Origin of the sequence: Bremerella volcania (genome assembly GCF_007748115.1) — a bacterium.
Lineage (GTDB): Bacteria > Planctomycetota > Planctomycetia > Pirellulales > Pirellulaceae > Bremerella > Bremerella volcania.
Genome location: NZ_CP036289.1, coordinates 5,892,810 through 5,913,843 on the forward strand (window position 1 = coordinate 5,892,810; position 21,034 = coordinate 5,913,843).

The 21,034-nt window shown below is 54.4% G+C and carries 22 protein-coding genes; 9 read left to right on the top strand and 13 right to left on the bottom strand.

Translation table 11 applies throughout. The features are described from left to right. Positions 1–27 precede the first annotated feature (27 nt). The 6 genes from scpB to Pan97_RS23530 form a co-directional block, all read right to left on the bottom strand. Positions 28–780 (bottom strand): SMC-Scp complex subunit ScpB, encoded by a 753-nt coding sequence (scpB, locus tag Pan97_RS23505; RefSeq protein ID WP_144976864.1) that lies wholly within the window; start codon positions 778–780, stop codon positions 28–30. 140 nt (positions 781–920) lie between these two features. Then, positions 921–1,769, bottom strand: coding sequence for a sugar phosphate isomerase/epimerase family protein (locus Pan97_RS23510; RefSeq protein WP_144976866.1), 849 nt, complete (start codon positions 1,767–1,769; stop codon positions 921–923). A 42-nt stretch (positions 1,770–1,811) separates the two neighbouring features. Further along, positions 1,812–2,465: a hypothetical protein gene (locus Pan97_RS23515; RefSeq protein WP_144976868.1), complete on the bottom strand. Its 654-nt coding sequence runs from the start codon at positions 2,463–2,465 to the stop codon at positions 1,812–1,814. 82 nt (positions 2,466–2,547) lie between these two features. Beyond that, the gene (locus Pan97_RS23520) at positions 2,548–3,687 is read right to left on the bottom strand and encodes a Gfo/Idh/MocA family protein (RefSeq protein ID WP_196782197.1); all 1,140 of its coding nucleotides are present in this window, start codon (positions 3,685–3,687) and stop codon (positions 2,548–2,550) included. A gap of 57 nt (positions 3,688–3,744) precedes the next feature. Then, positions 3,745–4,257: a DUF5063 domain-containing protein gene (locus tag Pan97_RS23525; protein WP_144976872.1), complete on the bottom strand. Its 513-nt coding sequence runs from the start codon at positions 4,255–4,257 to the stop codon at positions 3,745–3,747. A gap of 6 nt (positions 4,258–4,263) precedes the next feature. Continuing rightward, positions 4,264–5,298, bottom strand: a complete 1,035-nt coding sequence (locus Pan97_RS23530; protein WP_196782198.1) for a sugar phosphate isomerase/epimerase family protein — start codon at positions 5,296–5,298, stop codon at positions 4,264–4,266. A gap of 405 nt (positions 5,299–5,703) precedes the next feature. Here Pan97_RS23530 and Pan97_RS23535 point away from each other — a divergent pair, with 405 nt between their 5' ends. The 3 genes from Pan97_RS23535 (at position 5,704) to Pan97_RS26365 (ending at position 7,689) form a co-directional block, all read left to right on the top strand. Then, positions 5,704–6,858 carry an aldose 1-epimerase family protein gene (locus Pan97_RS23535; protein WP_165698935.1) on the top strand — a complete coding sequence of 385 codons (1,155 nt, stop codon included), beginning with the start codon at positions 5,704–5,706 and terminating at the stop codon, positions 6,856–6,858. A 65-nt stretch (positions 6,859–6,923) separates the two neighbouring features. After that, positions 6,924–7,457, top strand: a complete 534-nt coding sequence (locus Pan97_RS23540) for a hypothetical protein (RefSeq protein WP_144976876.1) — start codon at positions 6,924–6,926, stop codon at positions 7,455–7,457. Between the two features lie 55 nt (positions 7,458–7,512). Then, positions 7,513–7,689, top strand: coding sequence for a hypothetical protein (locus Pan97_RS26365; RefSeq protein WP_165698936.1), 177 nt, complete (start codon positions 7,513–7,515; stop codon positions 7,687–7,689). Positions 7,690–7,720: 31 nt separating this feature from the next. Here the strand turns inward: Pan97_RS26365 and Pan97_RS23545 are convergent, their stop codons facing one another. Continuing rightward, the gene (locus Pan97_RS23545; protein WP_144976878.1) at positions 7,721–8,437 is read right to left on the bottom strand and encodes a class I SAM-dependent methyltransferase; all 717 of its coding nucleotides are present in this window, start codon (positions 8,435–8,437) and stop codon (positions 7,721–7,723) included. Between the two features lie 257 nt (positions 8,438–8,694). On the opposite strand from Pan97_RS23545, the gene glgC reads away from it, so the two are divergent. Both glgC and Pan97_RS23555 read left to right on the top strand, forming a co-directional pair. Then, positions 8,695–9,954: a glucose-1-phosphate adenylyltransferase gene (glgC, locus tag Pan97_RS23550; RefSeq protein WP_144976880.1), complete on the top strand. Its 1,260-nt coding sequence runs from the start codon at positions 8,695–8,697 to the stop codon at positions 9,952–9,954. 107 nt (positions 9,955–10,061) lie between these two features. After that, the gene (locus Pan97_RS23555) at positions 10,062–11,486 is read left to right on the top strand and encodes an N-6 DNA methylase (RefSeq protein ID WP_144976882.1); all 1,425 of its coding nucleotides are present in this window, start codon (positions 10,062–10,064) and stop codon (positions 11,484–11,486) included. Here Pan97_RS23555 and Pan97_RS23560 read toward each other — a convergent pair. Both Pan97_RS23560 and Pan97_RS23565 read right to left on the bottom strand, forming a co-directional pair. Then, positions 11,483–12,385, bottom strand: a complete 903-nt coding sequence (locus Pan97_RS23560) for a site-2 protease family protein (RefSeq protein ID WP_144976883.1) — start codon at positions 12,383–12,385, stop codon at positions 11,483–11,485. The genes Pan97_RS23555 and Pan97_RS23560 overlap by 4 nt on opposite strands. A 397-nt stretch (positions 12,386–12,782) precedes the next feature. Then, positions 12,783–14,426, bottom strand: coding sequence for an HDOD domain-containing protein (locus tag Pan97_RS23565; RefSeq protein WP_144976884.1), 1,644 nt, complete (start codon positions 14,424–14,426; stop codon positions 12,783–12,785). A gap of 228 nt (positions 14,427–14,654) precedes the next feature. On the opposite strand from Pan97_RS23565, the gene Pan97_RS23570 reads away from it, so the two are divergent. The 3 genes from Pan97_RS23570 to Pan97_RS23580 are packed head-to-tail and all read left to right on the top strand — an operon-like array spanning position 14,655 to position 16,328. Beyond that, complete coding sequence (locus tag Pan97_RS23570) at positions 14,655–15,659, top strand: DUF1559 domain-containing protein (protein ID WP_165698937.1); 1,005 nt, start codon at positions 14,655–14,657, stop codon at positions 15,657–15,659. 49 nt (positions 15,660–15,708) lie between these two features. Then, positions 15,709–15,936: a hypothetical protein gene (locus Pan97_RS23575; RefSeq protein ID WP_144976889.1), complete on the top strand. Its 228-nt coding sequence runs from the start codon at positions 15,709–15,711 to the stop codon at positions 15,934–15,936. Continuing rightward, positions 15,933–16,328, top strand: a complete 396-nt coding sequence (locus Pan97_RS23580; protein WP_144976891.1) for a type II toxin-antitoxin system death-on-curing family toxin — start codon at positions 15,933–15,935, stop codon at positions 16,326–16,328. The genes Pan97_RS23575 and Pan97_RS23580 overlap by 4 nt, the downstream gene beginning before the upstream one ends. Here the strand turns inward: Pan97_RS23580 and Pan97_RS23585 are convergent. The 3 genes from Pan97_RS23585 to Pan97_RS23595 all read right to left on the bottom strand — a co-directional run bounded on the left by Pan97_RS23585 (position 16,325) and on the right by Pan97_RS23595 (position 19,580). Next, positions 16,325–17,560 carry an LL-diaminopimelate aminotransferase gene (locus tag Pan97_RS23585; protein ID WP_144976893.1) on the bottom strand — a complete coding sequence of 412 codons (1,236 nt, stop codon included), beginning with the start codon at positions 17,558–17,560 and terminating at the stop codon, positions 16,325–16,327. The genes Pan97_RS23580 and Pan97_RS23585 overlap by 4 nt on opposite strands. A gap of 128 nt (positions 17,561–17,688) precedes the next feature. Further along, positions 17,689–18,786, bottom strand: a complete 1,098-nt coding sequence (locus tag Pan97_RS23590; protein WP_144976896.1) for a glycosyltransferase — start codon at positions 18,784–18,786, stop codon at positions 17,689–17,691. 32 nt (positions 18,787–18,818) lie between these two features. Continuing rightward, positions 18,819–19,580 (bottom strand): alpha/beta hydrolase-fold protein, encoded by a 762-nt coding sequence (locus tag Pan97_RS23595; protein ID WP_144976898.1) that lies wholly within the window; start codon positions 19,578–19,580, stop codon positions 18,819–18,821. 210 nt (positions 19,581–19,790) lie between these two features. Between Pan97_RS23595 and Pan97_RS23600 the strand changes: the two genes are divergently transcribed. After that, positions 19,791–20,060, top strand: a complete 270-nt coding sequence (locus Pan97_RS23600) for a DUF4190 domain-containing protein (protein ID WP_144976901.1) — start codon at positions 19,791–19,793, stop codon at positions 20,058–20,060. 9 nt (positions 20,061–20,069) lie between these two features. Here Pan97_RS23600 and Pan97_RS23605 read toward each other — a convergent pair whose 3' ends face one another. Continuing rightward, positions 20,070–20,987: a metallophosphoesterase gene (locus Pan97_RS23605; protein ID WP_165698938.1), complete on the bottom strand. Its 918-nt coding sequence runs from the start codon at positions 20,985–20,987 to the stop codon at positions 20,070–20,072. Positions 20,988–21,034: the final 47 nt, after the last annotated feature.

Below are 21,034 nucleotides of genomic sequence, written 5' to 3' on the forward strand. Positions count from 1 at the left end.
TCCTGCTTCTACTTGTCCGCAACCGCACTAGTCATCCAGCGATTGCGGCTGCGGAAGGTCATCGAGCGAAGTCAGCCCGAACAATTGTAGAAAGCGTTCTGTCGTCGTGTAGCGTTTCAGCCGCTTGTCTTCTGGATCAGGCTGAACGCGAAGCAGTCGGCGACGTACCAGTTGCGTGAGAATCGGCCCGCTCGGTTTGTTCCGCATGTCATCAACTTCTTCACGCGTGGCACCTTGGTTGTAGGCGACTAGCGAAAGGACATCGATCGCCGGTTGAGAGAGCTTGGCCTCACGGACCTTGCCGTAGAACTTCTCTCGCAACGGGCGAAACTCGTCACGGAGGGCCATGCGATATGTTCCGCCAACCGCAGTGATTTCGTAAGGACATCCTTCCGCTTCATACTTGCGGTTGAGTTGCGTGACCAGGTCGTCGATTTCGTCGGCTTGAACCCCGCGCATCACGGACGCGGCTTTTTCAGCGGTCAACTTGTCATTCGAGGCATGACCGACGAACAAGATCGCTTCCAGAATGGTCGTGGGGGAAAGCTCGCATGGATCATCTGCTTCTGCTTCATCGGCCAACCGAGAAACGGCTTCGGCGGTCGATTCGTCTTCTGGGAACTCTTCCTCTGCGGCCGGTTTCTCTTCTTGAAACGGGACCGGACGATTGCCAAGCGCCTCGGCGTAGGTCTCCGACAAGCGATCCAACGAAAGCCCACCATCGTCGGCATCGTCGGCGAACATGGCATAAAGATCGAACTGTTCCTCGTCGTCGGTCATAACGGAACTATATCGATCGATCCCGCATTTACCAAGATGAAAGCAGGGGAAGATTCGGCCCCGGAGGCTACAACTCCCCCAAAAAAAAGAAGGCCGTTCGAACGCGGCCTTCTAAGGTATTTTTGAAATATACTGGAAGCTTACCAGCGTTTGGCAACTTCCTGCTTCATGAAGGCAAGGCCGTCTTTGGCCAGTTGCAGTTCCGTATCGAACATCTTGCGCCAGATCTTGGTGGCGGCAGCGATTTCCGGCAACGCCAAGCCAAACGCCTCCACGACCATCCAGCCGTCGTAGCCAACTTCCTTCAACGTATCGAAATTGGTATTGAAATCGATGTGGCCGCTGCCTGGCGTGGCGCGGTTGTTTTCCGAGATATGCACATGATGCAGCACGTCCGAACAATCACGAATGGCTTGGGCGATGTCCGCTTCTTCGATGTTTGCGTGGAAGGTGTCGTACATCATCTTGCAGTTAGGATGATCGACTTCACGAACAAATCGAGCCGAGTCCCTATGGATGTTTAACAGGTACGTTTCAAAGCGATTGAGCGCTTCGACGCCCAGCATCACGTTGACATCGCCGGCGTGTTCGGCGACTTGTCGCATCGAATCGACGCCCCACTTCCATTCGTCTTCGGTCGGGCCGGCACCACTGAAGATACCGATTGCCGAGTGATACGGACCGACGAGCGTTTCGGCGCCTAGTGCGGCACAGCAGTCGAGCGTCTTCTTGTTGAGTTCTACGCCTTTGGCACGCACCGAGGCATCGGGGCTTATCGGGTTGTCCTCTTCATTACGGACGGTGACGGCGGTACACTTCAGATCCATTGCTTTGATCTTTTCGCCGTACTTCGTCCATTTGTCGACGTCGAGATTGAAAAGTGGGATCTCCACCCCGTCATATCCCATGGCCTTCAACTCTTCGATCACCGGCAGCAAGCTGTCATCGGGATCGCCGGACCAAAGCAACAAGTTCATGCCAAATTTCATCGACGGGGTCTCCTGGACTCTATGAAAACTCTTGAGGGGCGGTTAAGTCGAATGGGCGGTCAGCAACACTGCGGACGAGGCCCGTACGTCTCGGCGAAGCTCCGGCAGGAGCGTAGCAAACGCATCGGGCAAAGCTGGTAGTTTGACGCGCTGCATCACTTGATTCAACCGGTAAAGCAGTTTTTCGTCGTCTGGGTAATCCTCTAAAAAGCGAACCTCAACGAATCGACCAATGAACCAATCCAAACGTTCGGCCGGTCGCTCGGCGATGCGCTGAACCGTTTGCTGCACCAAGGCTCCATCCACTTCTTTAAGTGCAGCATAATAGGCATCTAACTCATCGGGATCATCTTCGATCAGCGCGGAATCCAACAGTAACTCCACGAGAATATGGCCGAGGAAACTAGGTCGCAGGCCGCTGTCTTTGCCTAGGAAATCGCGGATTCGCTTCGTGAAATCCCACTGCAAGCGGTTAAATTCTTCGGTTCGATGAAACCAATCGTCATCGGCATGATGCTGGACGATGCCGGCGGCAACCTGGGCTTCCATCGCATCGCTGGATTCACAAAGGGGCAGGGCCTTCTTCGAGCGTGCACGGCACTTGCGATCGACGACGTTCAACCAGTCCGGCACCGCCGTTCCGGCCAAGAAGTAAGGCTGATCGAGAAACGGTCTTCCGTGGGCGAAGTAATTCATGTGATCATCATTGCCCCGAAACGAAAAAGGGAAAGGGCTCGGAATTGCCCTTTCCCCGGTTTCGATCGTGGACCACTTGCGACTAAACGTCCTTCCAGACCTTTTCGGCGGCACTGGCCAGGACGGCATCGCAGACCTTCTGGGTTTCCAGAGCGGACTTGAAGGTCGGCTCGCATGGCGTGCCTTCTTCGATGCTCTTCAGGAAGTCGGCCACATGGTGCACGAAGCTGTGTTCGTAGCCGATGTTCAGACCTGGCACCCACCAGTGATCCATGTAAGGGTGCTCGCCGTCGGTGACATGAATCGAACGCCAGCCGCGGACTTCCCCTTCGTCGGCATGATCGAAGTATTCCAAGCGGTGCAAGTCGTGCAGGTCCCAGCGGATCGAGGCATGTTCGCCATTGATCTCGAAGGTGTATAGCGCCTTGTGACCACGAGCGTAGCGCGTCGACTCGAACAGACCGAGCGAACCGTTCTCGAAGTGACAGAAGAACGAGCAGGCATCATCGATCTTCACAGGCTCTTTCTTACCGGTTCCACTGTGCAGACGCTCCTTGACGAACGTTTCGGTCACAGCGTTGACGTCGTTAATTCTTCCGTTGAGCCAGATAGCCGTGTCGATGCAGTGAGCCAACAGGTCCCCCGTGACGCCGGAACCTGCCGAAGCCGCATCCAGACGCCACAGACCCGCACCCCCCTGAGGAACATCGGCGTTGATCGTCCAGTCCTGCAGGAAGTTGGCGCGATAGTGGAAAATACGTCCCAGCTTGCCGCTGTCGATGATCTTCTTAGCCAGGGTCACCGCCGGAATGCGGCGATAGTTGTAAAAGATGGTATTGGCCACGCCGGCGTCTTCGACGGCTTTGACCATCTCTTCCCCTTCGGCGGTGCTCATCCCGATCGGTTTTTCGCACAGAACCATCTTGCCGGCCTTGGCGGCGGCGATCGAAATCGGACCGTGCGTATCGTTGGGGGTGCAAATGTCGATGGCGTCGATATCGTCGCGAGCGATCAGCTTGTTCCAATCGGTCTCGTACGACTCGTAGCCCCACTGCTCGGCGAAGGCCTTGGTTTTGTCTTCGCTACGACCACAAACGGCCTTCAGGACCGGTTGATATTGGAGTTCCGGAAAGAAGTCTGGTACCCGCTTGTAGCCATTGGAGTGGGTACGGCCCATGAAGCCATAGCCGACCAGACCAATACGAAGAGGTTTCTTTGCCATGATGTGATTCTCCCAAGTGGGGCTCGCGCTAAGCGAAGCAGGTGAGGTTTGTGGGCTCTAATCTTCGTCGTGTTCAAATTCCTGACACATGCGGTTAACGGCACGCATTGCATCAATCACATGATCCGACCAATGGCCATAAAAGTGAAATCGCCATTGCCAAATCAATTCCCGCCGTAGTGGCTCATCAGCAGCCTCCCAATACAAGAGGCCGTTCTTCAAATCTCGCCAAATGTCTGTTACGTCATCTGCCAAACTGCTAAGGATTGCTTCTGGTACATCGTCAGCAACCAAGTCGACGTCATGCACTATCCAATACTGATCGTGAACTCCTAAATATTGAACGAGCCTTCCGAATAAACTCTGCCACTGATCGTGCGTAATCTCACGCTGATAGCTTGGCTCTGAGCGTGATCCAACGTCCGGCAACTTCACCGCTTGGTAATACATAAGAGGAAGAAACTGCTGGAGTTTTCGAATAAATCGATCAAGCGGTTCGCTTTCATGGTCCTCAACCAAATGACAAAACTGGGTTGCAGTTTCTACGAACTCGTCAATCGGCTCGAGCATACCGACTTAGTTCCAACCACACTGGTCGCGAACTTTGATCATGACATCGAGGATCGTGTTCCAGGTTTCCTGCTTTTCGAGCATTTCGTTGGGGAACATGCATCCGTCCCAGCAGATGTGCTTGATACCGCGGTCCTGGGCACCATCGAGCCAGTACTGGCTGCACTTGACGATATCAAGCTTGCCGTTGGGATCGTCGGCAGGGCAGTGACGACCCGTCTTATCGTGCGAACCCGTCCCATGCACGCTACCGTCGTTCTGGGCGACGTGGAAGTCGATCGTCCACTTTCGCAGGGCGTTGGTCATTTCGGTGTAGGCGGCCCAGAATTCTTCTTCGGTGTAGCCTTCCTTTAGCAAGGCATGCTCTGGCGCGTTGTAGCCCAGCAGGTAGAGATAGGTATGGGCCAGGTCGGCCTGGAACCCAACCGTTTCCGGCATGCCCACCGCTTCCAGAAGGTTCAGCATGTCCTTCCAAGAGTGCATGCCCCCCCAGCAGATTTCCCCTTCGGCAGCCAGACGTTCGCCATTGTCAGCGGCGACTTTACCGGCCTCTTTGAAGGTTTCGGCAATCAGCTTGGTGTTGGCTTCGGGATCCGCAGACCAGGCCTCCACGCCACTGGCCGAGTCGATACGAATGCAACCGTACTGTCGTACACCATGGTCGTTGAAGATCTTCGCGATGCGACAGGCCTTCTTCACGGCGAGCACGAAGTTGGAGCGTTCTTCTTCGGTACCCATCGCAGGACCACCCACGGTACCAGGCCAAATCGGAGCGACCAGCGAGCCGATCGTCAGATTGTACGAGGCAACCAGGTCGGCAATCCGCTTCAATTCGTCATCCGGCGCATCGGGATCGGTGTGAGGGTGAAACAGGAAGTAATCGATCCCGTCGAACTTGATGCCATCCACTTCGGCAGCGGCGGTCAACTCCAGCATGCGTTCCAGGCTGATCGGCGGATGATCGGTCCCTTCTTCCTTACCAACCAAACCAGGCCACATGGCATTATGAAGTTTCGGGGACGCGTTAGGATGCGTACTCATGAGAGAGTGCTCCGATAGAGATTATGTTTTTGTGAGGATGAGATGTGATGGCAGGCAACGGACTGGCTTCAAGTTTTCAAAATTCCGTCCAGAATCCTGGCGATGCGATTCCCTTTGACAATACTTTCGATCATCTCGGCTCGTTACTCCGGTGTGGTAGCATAATGCGGTGGGAACGCTTGCCCCGGTGGCACGAGACGGCTCGATTAGCGCAGACCACAGTAGGCCCTCAGTCGTCAAGGGAAAGCGCTTGTTTTAACAGGTTTTATCCTGGTGACAAGTAAATGAGGGGCCTTTTCGACCCTTCTGTGCTGGAATTTCACGCGTAGCACGCGTATGGTAACGGCAATTTGTCCGTTCGTGCCAAAAACCTGTCTAGAAATGACAAATCAGAAAGAGAGCAACATGAGCAATCGCTGGGTCCTGAGTGAGTACGACATTACGTCCCCTTATGAGCAGCCCGCTCCCTTTTTGAAAGCGGCCAAGCAGCACGGGCTAAGCGTTACGCACACTCGCTTATTCGGTGGGCGGCGCGACGGGGTCGAGCTTCTCACGGTCCAGAACGGCGACTTCTCGTTCACGACGATTCCGACCCGCGGCATGAGCATTCACCAGGCTAAGCATGGTGACACGCGCATCGGCTGGGATTCTCCTGTAGAAGGCCCGGTCCATCCGCAGTTCGTTCCTCTTTCCGATCCGAGTGGGCTCGGGTGGCTAGACGGCATGGACGAATTGATCGTTCGATGCGGGCTGGAAAGTAATGGAGCGCCAGAATTCGATGCCGAAACCGGGCGGCTGAAGTATGGCCTGCACGGTCGAATCGCAAACCAACCGACTGAAGACGTCGTCGTCGAAGTTTCGCCCGATGGCGAGATGTGCATCCGTGGAGAAGTGCGTGAAACTCGCTTTCTGTGCTACAACGTCGCGATGAAAACCGAGATCCGTACCAAGGCAGGCGAAAACGGTTTCCGCATCCGCGACCGCATCATCAATCGTGCCGCTCAGGAAAGCACGGCACAGATGCTGTACCACATCAACATGGGTGCCCCCATCTTGGGCGAGGGGGCTTCGGTCGTGTGCCCTGTGACACAACTGTGCCCTCGCGACGCCCGCGCCGTGGAAGATGTCGATACATGGTCGATCTACAAAGGCCCCACCGCCGGCTATGCCGAGCAGGTTTATTTCATGCAGCTTGCCGCGGACGATAACGGCGATACCTGTGCACTGCTGAAGAACGCGAAAGGCGATCAAGGCGTGTCGGTGCATTTCAACGTCAAGCAACTTCCCTACCTCGTCATCTGGAAAAATACGGCCGCCGAAGCGGATGGCTATGTAACGGGGCTCGAACCGTCGACCAACTTCCCCAACCCCCGCTCGTTTGAGGAAAAGAACGGCCGCGTGCTCAAGATCGCCCCTGGTGCGTCGTATGAGATCGACCTCGGCTTGCAATTCCATCCTGATGCCGCAAGCGTCGAGTCAATGGAATCGAAGATTGCCGGGCTCACCGAAGGCAAAGATGCTACCGTACACAGCACGCCGCAGTCGGACTGGTGCAATTAGTTTTTGTCCCGGAATTCCTACGGAAATACGAACTATTGTGCTATGAAAAGGATTTTGAGATACCCATGGACAGTGATCAAAAACGCGAACTCTACGAATTTGTGAAAGATCGCCATGACAAATTCCTTGCAGTCCGGCAACTCCACTTAGCGAGAATCGGGCATCTTCTAGTACTCACAGGATTTCTAGTTACGATGCTTGTACTATTCGGCACGCCTCAACTCATCGGGCTGTTTCACAATCCCTCGAAAAATACAATCTCTTGGCTCGCCATTTCTTCCGCCATTGCTTATGTCGCGCTTGCGTTTTTTTTAATCATGACCGTTTGGGAATATCTTGTATTCTTGAATCGAATAGGGTTCGCTATTCCCAATGCTAACCATGACAAAATCATGGCAACATTCGATGAGCCCAAATTACAAAAGGATCATGTAAAAAAGTCACTAGCAAGACTTTACCTAAGTGCCATAGCGGCAAATGAGGTAGAAACGGGGCATATCGGTCGACACTTTAGGCGAATCCTCACCCGACTCTCCGCAGCAATGTTCACAAGCGTTATTTTCCTTGTCCTGCTGATAGCTACGAAGATCATGAACTAGCAGTTAATCTCAAGAACCGTTTTCAAATCTCTAGAAATTGGAGCTTAGTACAAAAATGACAACCCCTGAAAATGCAGACCAGTCAAATGAGCCGTCAGCTCATTTAGATCAAGGCGGAAGCGAATCAGATCAAGGTGCAACTCCTGACTTGGATATGGGGATACAGCACATTACGGCGGGCTTCGATAAAGGGGATCTAAACACTAAATCAGATAACAAGAAGCCGGAATAGCTGTATCAGTTGAATTCCAATTATTGCTAAATCACTTCACCGCACAATACGCACCAAAGCATGAGTTCAGGTGCAACACCTCGACTTGGCGAAAACCAACCTTTCGGCACACATCGACTTGAAAGAGGACACTCCGCGGGGTGTCTTCTTTTTCGATGTAATCGAAGACGGTCTGACGATAGGCGTCATCTCGGAAGTTGGTGAGGTACTCGCCGTACCGTTTCCATTGAACCTGGTCAGCCGCTGGTAAATCGGAAGTCACCAGATCGCTCACCAAGAAGATTCCACCGGGACGCATCGCCTGGTAGATTTTCTGGAAGACATGCTTCCAGTCGGCATCGTCGCGAAGATGATGCAGCACAGCGGCAGCCATCACGACATCGAAAGTTTCGTCGGGGATTTCGACTTCGCGAATATCTCCTTGAATGGTGGTTATTTCTTGGGCTCCATCCTCTGACACACGCTGTCGGGCCCGATCGAGCATCGGCTGGCTAAGGTCAATCAGCGTGCAGTTCATTCCAGCAATTCGCTGGAGCAGCTTTAAGGTGTAGTTTCCGGCACCACAGCCAATATCGAGAACATCCTTCGCGTCTGGCCGGTGGGCAGCGGCGACACGCGTGATCAGATCTAGCACCAACGGGGCATCCATCGTGGCCGATTGCCCTGTTTCCAGGTTCGAAAAGCGATCGACGTCGTTGTCGAAGCGGGCCCTGATTTCATCTACCGTTGATTTCTCTGAGGGATTCATGTGTGTCCTTTAAAGCCTTGCTACTTCGTCTACCCGATGGCGAAGACAGTCCGCAATGAACATCGGTTCGCTGGCGAACTAACCGTTACGGCCGATACGACAAGTTTCCGCTTCGCGCAATCTGCTAGCGACTTCGCCTCATTTTTTAGTTTTGACGTTTGGGTAAAGCCGATAGAATGCGGCAGACACCTCGGAGGCCCGCCCCAAGCTTCCATTGCCTCTTCCCACACCCCAATCATAGCTGAGGTACGCAACGGATGGAGAACGTACTCACCGTGATCCTTGCCGGCGGCAAGGGTTCCCGCTTGGAACCACTCACGCGCGATCGCGCGAAGCCAGCGGTCCCCTTTGGCGGCGTTTATCGCATCATCGATTTTGCTCTTTCGAATTGCCTGAACAGTGGCTTTCGGCAAATTCAATTGCTGACGCAGTACAAAGCGCAAAGCCTAGACCGCCATATCAACGTCGGCTGGCAGCGGTACTTCTGCCGCGAACTGGGCGAATGCATCGACGTCGTGCCGCCCCAGCAACGAATCGACGAGCAGTGGTACCAAGGCACCGCCGATGCGGTTTACCAAAACATCTACGCCATCGAAAAGCATCGTCCCAAGTACGTTGTGATTCTGGCAGGCGATCACATCTACAAGATGAACTACGCCTCGATGCTCGACTTCCACATCGAGAACGGGGCTGACCTGACGATTGGGGCCCTGAAAACAACCATCAAAGAAGCAAGGTCGTTCGGCGTAATGCAGATCGATCGCGAGCAGAAGATCCTCGGTTTCGATGAGAAGCCGGAGAACCCCAAGACCATTCCCGGCGATGATCAGCACTGCCTGGCCTCGATGGGGATTTACGTCTTCAATGCGGCATTTCTGTTCGAGCAGCTTTGCAAGGACGCCACCAATCGAACTAGCGCCCATGACTTCGGACGGAACATCATTCCGTCGATCATCGATACGCATCGCATCTACGCGTTCCCCTTCCGGGACGAGAACCGGAAACGCGATGCCTACTGGCGTGACGTCGGTACGCTGGATGCTTACTACGAGGCGAATATGGACCTTGTATCGGTCGATCCGCAACTGAACATCTACGACGAAGCTTGGCCGCTACGGACCTATCAGCCTAACGTACCGCCACCGAAGTTCGTCTTTGGCGGGGAATCCGATCCCAGCCGTCGCGGGTACGCGCTCGATAGCGTCGTCTGCGGTGGGTCGATTATCTCCGGCGGTGAGGTCGAACGGAGCATCATTGGCCCGCGCGTCCGCGTGAATAGCTTTTCGTCGGTGCACGATTCGATTTTGTTCGAGGGCGTTTCGGTCGGCCGGCACAGTCAAATCCGCCGAGCGATCATCGACAAAGGCGTTTCCATTCCTTCGGATACTCAGATCGGCTTCGATCTGGAACTCGACCGGAGCCGCGGCTTTACCGTCACGCAGTCAGGACTGGTCGTGATCGCCAAGGAAGACTTAATCGAGCCACAATTGAATTCTGGCAAGCCCCAAGTTGCCTGATGAGTGGGAGGACTGAGCTGGAAATTGCCATGGTTCGAATTTCGCAAAATTCTTAAACTGACGCGAAGTTCGCTCCTTTAACTCAATTTCCAACTCGAAACGCTTCCATGATTCGCGTCAAAAGTCGCCAGAAAACAGAGTACGGCGACTTTCAAACTCCGCTGGTTCTCGCGGAAGCCATCTGTCGGTTACTCCGCGCAGGCGGCGTGAACCCTGGCAGCGTATTGGAACCTACCTGCGGACAAGGGACGTTTCTTGAGGCTGCGGCTCACGTTTTTTCCAATTGCAAACGACTCGTCGGACGCGAATGGAATCGCACTTATGTGGCGGAAGCTCGCCGCCGCCTTACGACTACGGACTGCGAGGTCGACGTCGCTCAAGGCGACTTTTTTCGGCAAGACTGGGCATCGCTACTAGGCCGACAACCGGGGCCCTTGCTCGTGCTGGGCAATCCACCATGGGTCACCAATTCAACCTTGGGATCGATCGGTAGTGGTAATCTCCCCACAAAGTCAAATTTTCAAAACGAACGGGGTATCTCGGCCAAGACTGGCAAAGCCAACTTCGATATCTCGCAGTGGATGATCATGCACCTGTTGGAAGCCATGCCCCACCAGGACGGCGTGCTGGCAATGCTTTGCAAAACGACCGTTGCCCGGAAGGTCTTGGAGCAGGCCTGGAAAACAGGGCTGCCTATCACGAACTGCTCAATCCATAAGATTGATTCCCGCGAGCACTTTAACGCCTCGGTCGATGCCTGCTTGTTGGTCTGTCACATGCAATCCACTAAGCCGACTACCACGTGCGAAGTCTATGAGCGGTTCGATGCCGACCACGCTTCGACCGTACTGGGCATGCACTCTGGCAATCTGGTTGCCGATCACCGGGCTCTCGCACGGCAAAAACATCTGCTTGATACTCAAGCGACCAAACGCTGGCGAAGCGGCATTAAGCACGATTGCCGCGCGGTCATGCAGCTTGAACGACGGGGTTGGGGACTAGTAAACGGGCTAGGGGAGATGATCGAACTAGAGCCTGACTATGTCTATCCATGGATGCCTGCCGGGGCCGTCTATCGCGGGGAAGTGAAATGTACCGACAAGTTCTTGATCGTGCCGCAGAAGCGAACAGGCGAAGACACCGCTCCGATCAAGTCCACCGCACCGAGAACATGGGCTTACCTGCAAAAGCATGCCAATCGACTGGCGGATCGCAAGAGTTCGATCTACCGGGGACGCCCTCCGTTTTCTATCTTCGGCGTTGGCGATTATTCGTTTGCTAAGTGGAAGGTCGCTATTTCGGCGCTACATAAGCAACTCGCGTTTCGCGTCATCGGACCGCAGGATGGCCGGCCGGTGATGCTCGACGATACGACTTACTTTCTGTCCTTTCGCACCAAGAAAGATGCGGTGGCCGCAGCGGCCCGGCTTAATAGCCCGGATGTGCAAGAGTTTTACCGAGCCTGGATCTTCTGGGACTCGAAGCGTCCGATTACGTCAGAGATTCTGCAGCGGCTCAAAGCTGCGGACTAGGCGGCCACGATCGCCATTGGCGGAAAGCAGAGCAGGGGAATGCTAAGGGATACTGTTCCCAGGGCGTAGCGAAACCAACCAATCGGGACACTATCGTCACTGGTCGGCGGATGATCGGGACGCATCAAGATGACCAGCAGCAGCATCAGGCTCCACTGGTAGGCACCGAGCGAAATGATAAAGACCACCGCCACCACAAGAAACGCCCTGGCAATCCAATGCGCGCTCTTTCCAAACATGGTGTAAGTCACGTGCCCTCCATCGAGTTGACTGACCGGAATCATGTTGAGCCCCGTCACCAGCAGCCCTACCCAGCCGGCCATGAAAAAGGGGTTGAGTTGGCTTTGATTGATGTACATCCCCTCTTCATACCCAGGGACATTGAACCACTGCATCATCCACGCCATCGCGATCGGCAAGTCGAGCTTGAACGATCCGGTTCCTGGCGCCGACAAATCCATTTGAGATACGCCGTACCATAGCACCGGAAAGGCCACGACCAAACCGGCCAGTGGGCCGGCTAATCCAATGTCAAACAATTGCTTGCGATTGGCACGCATGCCGTCCATGCCAATCACGGCGCCGAACGTTCCGATCGGAGAGATCGGTACTGGAATAAAGTAAGGCAGACTGGCCGGAACCCGGTAACGCAGTGCCATGAGGAAGTGCCCCATTTCGTGGGCAAACAAAATCCCCAACATCGCCGCCATGTAAAGCAAGCCGCTCTTCCAGTCGGCCAAGTAATGAATCAGGTCGCGCCGCATCTCGACGGCGGGACTCGAAAGAAACGAATCATAGGCATGAGGAATCCCCATCACCCCATTGTTCGACCAGGCAAACAGATTAATCATCGCTTCCAACGGTTGCCAGTTGGTCATCCCGGCAAGGAAGGTGGACACGCACGTAGCAAAGAAAAGAATGACCGGCAATCGAACCCGACGCTTTCGAGCCGGGGGATCGGCATGCAGGCGAGCCTGCGTAGAGAATTCTACCGAGTCTTGTTGCCACGTTTTCGAATTCCCCTCTCCCAGGGAGGGTTCGTGAGATGCCGTTAGCTCGTCCACGCGGGATTCCATCGATTCATTCATAGAGACCAAGGTAACAGAATTCCGCAGGCAGCGGATAGCGGACCAGTTAGCCCATTGGATATGCCAGACCGCCACTAAAGCCTATAGAGCAAGCGTGAAATGGTAAAGGTTAGCCCTGGCTCTCCACTTTCCGTACGTCGCTTCCCATCGGAAATCTGCACGCCGTTGTCGCTCAAGCGTTCGCTGGAATCATAAAAACTACTTGCTACTACAGCACTTCGATACTCTTGATGGCATTGCCGCCCCCCTTAGAGGCCGCCAACAGACATCGCCGGGCCGCTTGAAAGATCTCTTGCGGCGGAAGACTCTTCGGCGGCACGCAGGCAGATGCCACACCGCTGCTAAGCGTCAGTTCGACCCCTTGATGGCACTCGCGACGCTGCGACCAGTTCGTTACCAGGTCGAGGATCTGTCGAGTCAACGTGACCGTTTGATGCCGGTCGTGATCGTCTAACAAAACCGCCAGGCTCATCTCGCCGCACGGCAGAACCCGCCCTAGGCCATCGCTCAGACGGTCGACGATGGCCGCGACCAACTGCCGCCAAACATCGACTTCCTCGATACCGGCCACCATGACGAAGTCTTCGAATTGATTGATTTTCAAAAGCGACAATGAGAACTCACAGCGTTGAGCGCGGCAACGCTGCATCGACGTGGCAATCTCCGTCAGCAGGTTCACGTCGGCCATGATTGGATCGACGGGCACATCTTCAGTAGACGGATCCGTATTGCTTGGCTGATCTGCGACAAGAGGAACCCCACCGTTTTCCGCAAGACTCTTTGTCGTGTCGATTAATCGCTGAACTTCCGGCGATTGAATCATCTGTTCGTGAGGTGCGCGATCTCCCAGGGCCAACGGCGCGGCAACTGCCTCGGCCAACTGGGATAACTGAACGTAGGCCTGGGCAACCACTTCGCAGTAGTCCGTCCCATCTGGCAGGGATACCGATAGGACGCCGGCCAGTTGATACAGTTTTTCCTGAATATCCACTACCAGGTGCTCGACGGTATCGGCATCATGGCTAGAGGTCGACTTCAACTGCTCGAGAAACTTTGGCATCAAGTTGAGGCGATGGTGCGCGAGAACCTCCGCCAAGTTGTGCGCGAGACGAAGCGTCGCCGATTGCCCGCTCAGTTTGCCGAAATCAATTCCCGAAGAAGGATTCCCCTCCCGAATCACTTGCACCAGATTCTCTGGCAGGTTCCAGCTTTGAAGTAGCCGACAACCGAGAATGTTATGATCAAATCCGAGTGTTTCCCATTCCATCTCCGACAGGTCGGCCTCTTCCTGCAGGACCTTGTTGGCAAAGTTGGCGTAGGCATCGCCCAAGTCCTGAAGCATGACCAAGGCTCCAATCTCAGACAGCAATCCGGCAATGAATGCCTCGTCCCCAAAGTTCTTCCGCTGCAGATTGGCGATCTCGCGCGCGGCCACGGCCTTGGTCAAGGCAAACTGCCAATACTGAGCCAACACCTCAGCTTCAATTCCCTGCAGCATGGCCTTCGGTAAGCTAAAGCCAAGCACAAGTAGCTTAAGCGGTTTGATGCCCAGCAGCGCAAGGGCTTGGTTGAGATCCGACACCTGGCCCGAAAGCCCAAACAGTGGGCTGTTGACGACTTTCAGGATCTTGAGGGTCATCGCCGGGTCGCGCTGGATGCATTCCTTGATTTGTACGACCGTGGCATGTTCGTTGGCGGTAAGCTCGAGAACTTCCATCGCGACGGTAGGAAGCGAATAAAGCTGTTGGGCCCTGGAAACCATCTGAGCCACCAAGCCCACTTCGTCCGAGTCTTGCGGGGCGTGACCAAGTGTCTTGGATACGCCGGTCGTTATGGAAGAACCGCCTGCCACGTCAGTTGCCTTTTACTTTGCCAAACCAAGAATCCATTGGATGCTCTATTTCGTTTAAAATATAGGTCACCCGGGGCGGCAAGTTGGTGGAATTGTTAACTGCGCAAAGGTTTGCGTCGATTGCGATGATTGTCCCTGGTGTTTGCTTAAAACCACTCCTCCGGGTACTCTGAAACATTATTATCTCCCCCTAAATTTACTACGACCGCCACAACCACCCCCTATTCCATGCCCTCACAAGCGATCATTTCGAAACGCTACCTCCGCCGAGGGTTCACGCTGGTCGAACTCCTGGTGGTAATCGCAATTATTGGAATTCTAATTGGGCTGCTCTTACCAGCGGTTCAGCGGGCTCGCGAGGCGGCCAGGCGGACCCAGTGCGTCAACCAACTCAAGCAGATCGGCTTGGCCTGGCATAACCACACCGACACCTACAATGCGTTTCCTACCGGTGGCTATGCTCAGCATGTGTTCGTAACGTTCAATGGTGGCCGTCCAGGGGCACTCGAAAAACAGGCCGCAGGATGGGCCTTTCAGATTCTTCCGTTCATGGAACGCGACACCGTTCACAACGGAAAGCCCGGCGGGACCGATCTGGAATCATCGAAGTACGCGATGAGCGTGCCCATCCCAGAGTACTTCTGCCCAAGCCGTCGCTCACCTTCTTCCGAACCGTCCAAGCTGATTCCGATGTGCTGGAGTTACAACGGCACCAACGGAAACACGTTCGACCAGGTATCCCGCGCCCAGATTGACTATGCCGGCGGCAACCAGGAAGGGACCGGCGTTCTGGCCAGGAACTTTACCGGTACATGCGGCGATACATCCAGCGGAAGCGTTGGACCTCGTAAGAACCTTTATGACTTTTCCTCGGTGACCGACGGAACCAGTAACACGCTGATGGTGGCCGAGAAGTGCGTCAATCTCAACACGCTTGGTCAAGGCACCCAGGAAGGAGACATCTACGGATACACCTCTGGCTGGGATGGCCCTCCGTCCAGCAATCCAGGCATCACGCACGAAACGGTACGCCGAACCGACCTCGAACCGTGGCCAGATATTACCGGAACGGCACCGCTCAACGGCGCCAACCGTTTCGGCAGTTCTCATGATGGCGGCCTGAATGCTCTGCTAGTCGACGGCAGCGTGAGGTTCATCCCCTACACGATCGAACTCGATCTTTTTCGGAAACTAGGGGACAAAGGGGACGGGGAAGTGGTAAGCTTGCCTTAGCCAATCTTTTGTTCAACTACTGTTCAGCATTATCTCACGAATCTTCCGCATGATTGTCAGGCTTAAAAAGCAAGGTGATCGCTACGTTTTGGAACTCGATGCTTCTGTCGTCGAGCAATTGCAATTTGATGAAACCACTAGCCTGGAAGTCACCCAACTAGAAGACGGGCTCAAGCTCTCAAAGTCCAAGAGCGGCATTGACCCAGATGCTCTCCAAGATGCCATTAAATTTGCGGATAAAAATTTCCCGGAAACGTTTCGGAAACTTGCCGAATGACTGCCATTGTTTTCCTCAACATCGAGGATGCATTGGCAATTCATCGGTGGCAAATCAAAACTTATGGTGGTCAAGATGGACTTCGTGACCGGGGATTGTTGGAAGCTGCCTTGGCAATGCCTTTAGCCACATTTGGCGAAGTAGAGCTTCACCCGACCATCTTTGACAAAGCGAGTGCTTACGTATTTCACCTCGCTCGCAATCATCCGTTCATTGATGGCAATAAGAGAATAGCTGCGGCTGCTGGAATTATCTTCCTGAAAGTGAACGGTTTCGAGCTAATAGCAACTCAGGCGAGCTACACGGAACTCATCCTGAATGCCGCCCAAGGAAAAACTCAGAAACCAGAGATCGCAGAGTTTTTCCGAGCCAATACCCAGCCAGTAGCTTAATCGAACTTCAACGAGATCTGCTTCAATCGCTTTTCGGTTTCTTCCATCAGTGCGTCTTCAGCCGCTTCATCGGCCGCGACGTATGTGACCGAGAATCGCAGGAAGGCTCCGGCGTCGTCCCAAGGTACGGTGCAGATTGACTTCTCGGTGATGAGGTACTGCGAGGCCTCTTCGGCGTTGGCGAAGCTTGGGCCACCCTCGACGCCGGAAGGGCTCTTCGTGTAAAGAAAGTACGTCCCGCCAGGCATCTTGCATTGGAAACCGCAGCGGTTGAGCATGTCGACCAGCTTCTTCAGGCGACGCTCGTACTTGGCGTTGGTTTGCTTGGGGATAGCTTCACTAGCCAAGGCTGCCGCGGCTGCTTTTTGGATGGCAATGAACTGCCCGCTGTCACAGTTATCCTTCACGTCGCTGAATGCCTGAACCAGCAGCGGATTGCCACACACCCAACCGATACGCCACCCAATCATGTCGAAGCCCTTGGACAGCGAATGGACTTCCACCCCCACGTCCTTAGCCCCTGGCACGCTGAGGAAGCTGAGTGGTTCGCCTTCAAAGGTCAACACGGTATGGGCCGCGTCCTGCACGACAACCAGGTTGTTGTCCTTAGCGAACTTGACGACCTTTTCGTAGAACTCCTTGGTCGCGACCTTTCCGGTTGGGCTGTTGGGATAGTTGATCACCAACAGCTTGGCCTTCTCTTTCACTTCCGCCGGAATGCCGTCGAGATCGGGAAAGAAATCGTTTTCAGCTAACAAAGGAAGCTTGTATACGGTACCACCGTAGTACGCTGCATGCGTTCCGGCGACCGGGTAACCAGGCACTGTCATCAGGCAGATATCGCCGGGATTGATGAAACAGGCCGGCAACATGGCCAGGGCCGTCTTGGAACCGATGCAGTGGTTCACTTCGGTCGCGGCATCGAGTTCGACGCCGAACATCCGCTTCATGTAGTCGGCGGCGGCCTTCTTGAACTCGGCCACCCCGTTGTCGGCGTAACCGCGATTCTCTGGCTTGTTAATCTCTTCGGCCATGACTTTGCGGACCGATTCCGGGGCCATTTCGTCATTTTCGCCGATACCGAAATCGATCAACTGGCGATCAGGATAGTCGGCCAGTGCCTTGCGTTTGGCCCGCTTGATCTTCTCGAACTTATAGATCGCGGTTCCCTTACCGTAGTTTTCGCCACCGATACGTTCAGCAAACAGCTTCTGGAAGTAAGGATCGCTCATGGTCTTCGTTCTGAGTTTTCTTAGGGTCAAACAGATGGCCGAAATTCAAACCTACTAGCCTACCGCCGGTCAAAAGGGATAACAACCGGGGCAGGGGAGTTCGCCAGAAGTGGGCCGCAGTCCAACAATTACGACAAACTCTGATAGAGAGCCGCGTGTCGATCGATCATTTGCTGGACGCTAAACTGCTCGCCGATTGTCTTTCGCGCGGCTTCCGAGAAGCGGTTTCTCAGGGCCTCGTCTTCCAGCAGGAAATTGGCAAAGCGGGAATACTCGGTCCGCTGTCCTAAACCGACGAGGTAACCGTTCTCGTCGTGGGTAACTAAGTCGCGGTTGCCGGGAATATCGCTGACTGCCACCGGCAGGCCAATCGACATCGCCTCCATCAAGGCATTCGATTGGCCTTCATAACCACTGGCGAGCATAAACAGGGTGGCATGCCGCATCAAATCGGCCACGTCGTCACGTGGTCCGGCAATCCGCACCTTGTCGTCGATGGTGACCTGCTGCGTGTATCGCACTAGCCGTTCGCGCTGGGGACCATCGCCGACGATTACCAGAAACGCATCATCGCGGATCCGCTTCAATATCTCGGTCGCCCAGATGAGGTCTTTCATTCGCTTCTGCGGCCACAGACGTCCCACGCTGAGCATCATCTTGGCGTTGGACGGCAATCGCAACTGGTTCCAAAGCTCCTCTTTGCTGATCTGAGGAGAGCCGTCGATCAGATCAATGCCGTTGGGAATGACGACAAACTTGTTCTTGTCGCGTCCCTTCTTCACGTAGAAGTCGACGATGCCGGAACTGTTGACCAAGATCTTGTCAGTAAAGCGATCGAGATATTGATCGATGAAATGCTCGTGGGTGATCTTCCAGGGATCGACGCAACGTTCGCCGCACAGAATATGGCGGACGCCGGCTGCTTGGGCCGCCTTGCGACCGTAGCTGTTGGCAGCGAAAAGCCAGGTGTGAACGATGTCGGGCTTGACTTCTTGAATGTGTTTCTTGAGTCGCCAATAAGCAGCCGGATCGATCTTCAACTGCTTTCCGATCACCGTCACCGGGATGCCAGCCGCACTCAACTCTTCGCTATAAGGACCACCCCGCGTCAGGCAACAGACCGAAACATCGAACTGATCGCGAGGCAATCCCTTGGCCAACATCGTCAGTTGTTTCTCGGCCCCCGAACGATCAAGCGTCGGGATGATGAGCATCAGTTTCTGCATCGTCCAGCGAATTCTTCACAGGTGCACATGATCTAAACAATTCTGCGGCGTTCTTTTTCTAAGCAGTCCCAAAGGAACTGAACCACCTTGGGGGCCATCAGGCTGTAGTAGTTGAAACCATGCCCCCCGCCCTTGGTCTCCAGATCGCAGGTGTGCGGCACGCCCAAAGACTGCAGCTTCATTCGTAATCGATCTGAGCTTTCCCACCAAGAGGTGTCTTCAGGGCAGCAGCAAAAGAATTGATTACGGGGCCAGTTCAGAGGGTGAATATGCAAGGTCGTCGTGTCTTGCCGGGCCTGTTCCGGACTGTTGTACATTTGCCACAGGTTATCTTCCGGGTCGTCGCGCATCCGATTCTGATAGTCGATTGCCGGGCTCACGGCAGCAACAATCGGGAAGGTATCAGGGAATTTGTAGGCAAACCGTAGAGAGCCTTGTCCCCCCATACTCGTCCCGAACAGCGCCACCTTCGACGTCCTGGCTCCGTACTGCTCTTCGACAAACGGCAGCACGTTTTGCAGCAGGTAGGTCTGGGCCGATCGCTGAGGATCGAATTCTTCGCAGATCCGATCGGTCCACCAACTTCGCTGCGTTACAGGAGCAACCACCGGCAAACCAAACTTTTCAAATTGCTCGACAAACGCCGGGCTGTGATACAGTTTCCCCAGGTGTACCCCATGCAGATAGATCACTACGTACCCATGCTCGTTCCTCTGCCGCGGCTCGAACAGTTCGCACAGATGGCCATCGAGGTCGATCTTTCGCCAGTTGCCGTAAGTGGGTTGATCGGTCATGCTTATTTCAACTTTTGGGAAAAACAACTCTGTTCAGCGAAGCTGATCTTAGTTCGGTTGCCATAAAACAAAGTGATTATCGGTTTGAAAAACAGAACTTTTGTGGGAATTCAAGAATCCACCTGTTATCATACTCCGCGAGGCTGATGCCTCATCGGATCCCTTATCAACTTTAAAGCCGACTATTCGAACTAGTAAGGAAACGCGGACATGAAACCACATCGTGGTGTACTCATTTTGGTCCTGGGAATTCTCGGTCTGATCGCATGTTGTTTTTGTGCCCCGGCGGCCTGGTATATGGGCTCGCAAGATTTGGCGGAAATCGATGCGGGTCGGATGGATCCCGAAGGGCGTCAAATGACGCAGATCGGCATGATTCTCGGCATGGTCGGCGTGGGCCTATGGGTCTTGGGGATCGTGATTCAAGTTGCGCTCGTCCTCTTTGCTGGCGGATTGGCTGCCGCCGGTGCTGCCAACTAACGTCCGCATTCACCTGACGTACACGAAGTTTTCGTCGCAAAGCTCCTGTTCGCCATCCCAGCGATACGCGCACAGGAAGCCTCCCTTGGCAACGCTGTAATCGACACAGGCCACGTTCCTGGCCAAACGCTTGGGCGTGGCTTGCTTCAGCCAATAGTGACCGAGAAAAACCGGTTTTTCGGTCTCGCCGTACGGTCGTGACGCTCTGCGAACATCGTCACTCAATGGAATATCGCAATCCAACTCGTCAGTCATCGCGTAGCTGCCGAAAGTATGACCTGCCGCAGCTAAGAACCAGCGTGTCCGCGTCTTCGTACGCTCGTGCCCATCCTTGTCTTGAAAGCTATATCCCTGGGGCAATTGCATCTCTTTTCCCTTGAGGACCACCTCGATCGAAGCGAAAAGTGCCCCATCGGGCAAACAGGCCGCAGCAAGCACCTCGTCGGTGAGTCCTCCGGATTTCTGAAGCTGGTTCGCGATCTGGCCGATCTCGGCATCGTCCCAACAAGCATGCACGGCGCGTAGTCCATCCAGTTCCAGCCACATCGGAAGCGTGCGAAACCACGTCAGGGCATCGCTCAGCTGAGAATCGCTTAATTGAATTAACGTTTGCCCGTGCTGCTTTTCGTTCTTAGGAGTATGTGGACGCACATACTCGCCGGGCCGATCGGGATGGGGCATGTGAAACGCCATCGCGTTTAATTCGTGATTACCCATCACGGTAAGGGCCGCGTCCGTTTCGATCATGCCGCGGACGATCTCCAGTGCTTCACGAATCTTGGGTCCGCGATCGACGAAATCCCCGAGAAAGATCACCTTTCGCTCTGAATGACCGTAAATTCCATCTCGCTGTGAATAGCCCAACTCGCCGAGTAGTGCGATCAGCTCGTCAGCATGGCCGTGAATGTCTCCGATGATGTCGAACATGAAACTTTCGTTGTTGAAAATGAATGGATACATGAGAGGCAGAATCG

What these genes read in the sequence shown, in the direction of transcription:
- scpB (WP_144976864.1), bottom strand. Translation starts at nt 780, where the DNA reads ATGACCGACGACGAGGAACAGTTCGATCTTTATGCCATGTTCGCCGAC.
- Pan97_RS23510 (WP_144976866.1), bottom strand. Translation starts at nt 1,769, where the DNA reads ATGAAATTTGGCATGAACTTGTTGCTTTGGTCCGGCGATCCCGATGAC.
- Pan97_RS23515 (WP_144976868.1), bottom strand. Translation starts at nt 2,465, where the DNA reads ATGAATTACTTCGCCCACGGAAGACCGTTTCTCGATCAGCCTTACTTC.
- Pan97_RS23520 (WP_196782197.1), bottom strand. Translation starts at nt 3,687, where the DNA reads ATGGCAAAGAAACCTCTTCGTATTGGTCTGGTCGGCTATGGCTTCATG.
- Pan97_RS23525 (WP_144976872.1), bottom strand. Translation starts at nt 4,257, where the DNA reads ATGCTCGAGCCGATTGACGAGTTCGTAGAAACTGCAACCCAGTTTTGT.
- Pan97_RS23530 (WP_196782198.1), bottom strand. Translation starts at nt 5,298, where the DNA reads ATGAGTACGCATCCTAACGCGTCCCCGAAACTTCATAATGCCATGTGG.
- Pan97_RS23535 (WP_165698935.1), top strand. Translation starts at nt 5,704, where the DNA reads ATGAGCAATCGCTGGGTCCTGAGTGAGTACGACATTACGTCCCCTTAT.
- Pan97_RS23540 (WP_144976876.1), top strand. Translation starts at nt 6,924, where the DNA reads ATGGACAGTGATCAAAAACGCGAACTCTACGAATTTGTGAAAGATCGC.
- Pan97_RS26365 (WP_165698936.1), top strand. Translation starts at nt 7,513, where the DNA reads ATGACAACCCCTGAAAATGCAGACCAGTCAAATGAGCCGTCAGCTCAT.
- Pan97_RS23545 (WP_144976878.1), bottom strand. Translation starts at nt 8,437, where the DNA reads ATGAATCCCTCAGAGAAATCAACGGTAGATGAAATCAGGGCCCGCTTC.
- glgC (WP_144976880.1), top strand. Translation starts at nt 8,695, where the DNA reads ATGGAGAACGTACTCACCGTGATCCTTGCCGGCGGCAAGGGTTCCCGC.
- Pan97_RS23555 (WP_144976882.1), top strand. Translation starts at nt 10,062, where the DNA reads ATGATTCGCGTCAAAAGTCGCCAGAAAACAGAGTACGGCGACTTTCAA.
- Pan97_RS23570 (WP_165698937.1), top strand. Translation starts at nt 14,655, where the DNA reads ATGCCCTCACAAGCGATCATTTCGAAACGCTACCTCCGCCGAGGGTTC.
- Pan97_RS23575 (WP_144976889.1), top strand. Translation starts at nt 15,709, where the DNA reads ATGATTGTCAGGCTTAAAAAGCAAGGTGATCGCTACGTTTTGGAACTC.
- Pan97_RS23580 (WP_144976891.1), top strand. Translation starts at nt 15,933, where the DNA reads ATGACTGCCATTGTTTTCCTCAACATCGAGGATGCATTGGCAATTCAT.
- Pan97_RS23585 (WP_144976893.1), bottom strand. Translation starts at nt 17,560, where the DNA reads ATGAGCGATCCTTACTTCCAGAAGCTGTTTGCTGAACGTATCGGTGGC.
- Pan97_RS23590 (WP_144976896.1), bottom strand. Translation starts at nt 18,786, where the DNA reads ATGCAGAAACTGATGCTCATCATCCCGACGCTTGATCGTTCGGGGGCC.
- Pan97_RS23595 (WP_144976898.1), bottom strand. Translation starts at nt 19,580, where the DNA reads ATGACCGATCAACCCACTTACGGCAACTGGCGAAAGATCGACCTCGAT.
- Pan97_RS23600 (WP_144976901.1), top strand. Translation starts at nt 19,791, where the DNA reads ATGAAACCACATCGTGGTGTACTCATTTTGGTCCTGGGAATTCTCGGT.
- Pan97_RS23605 (WP_165698938.1), bottom strand. Translation starts at nt 20,987, where the DNA reads ATGTTCGACATCATCGGAGACATTCACGGCCATGCTGACGAGCTGATC.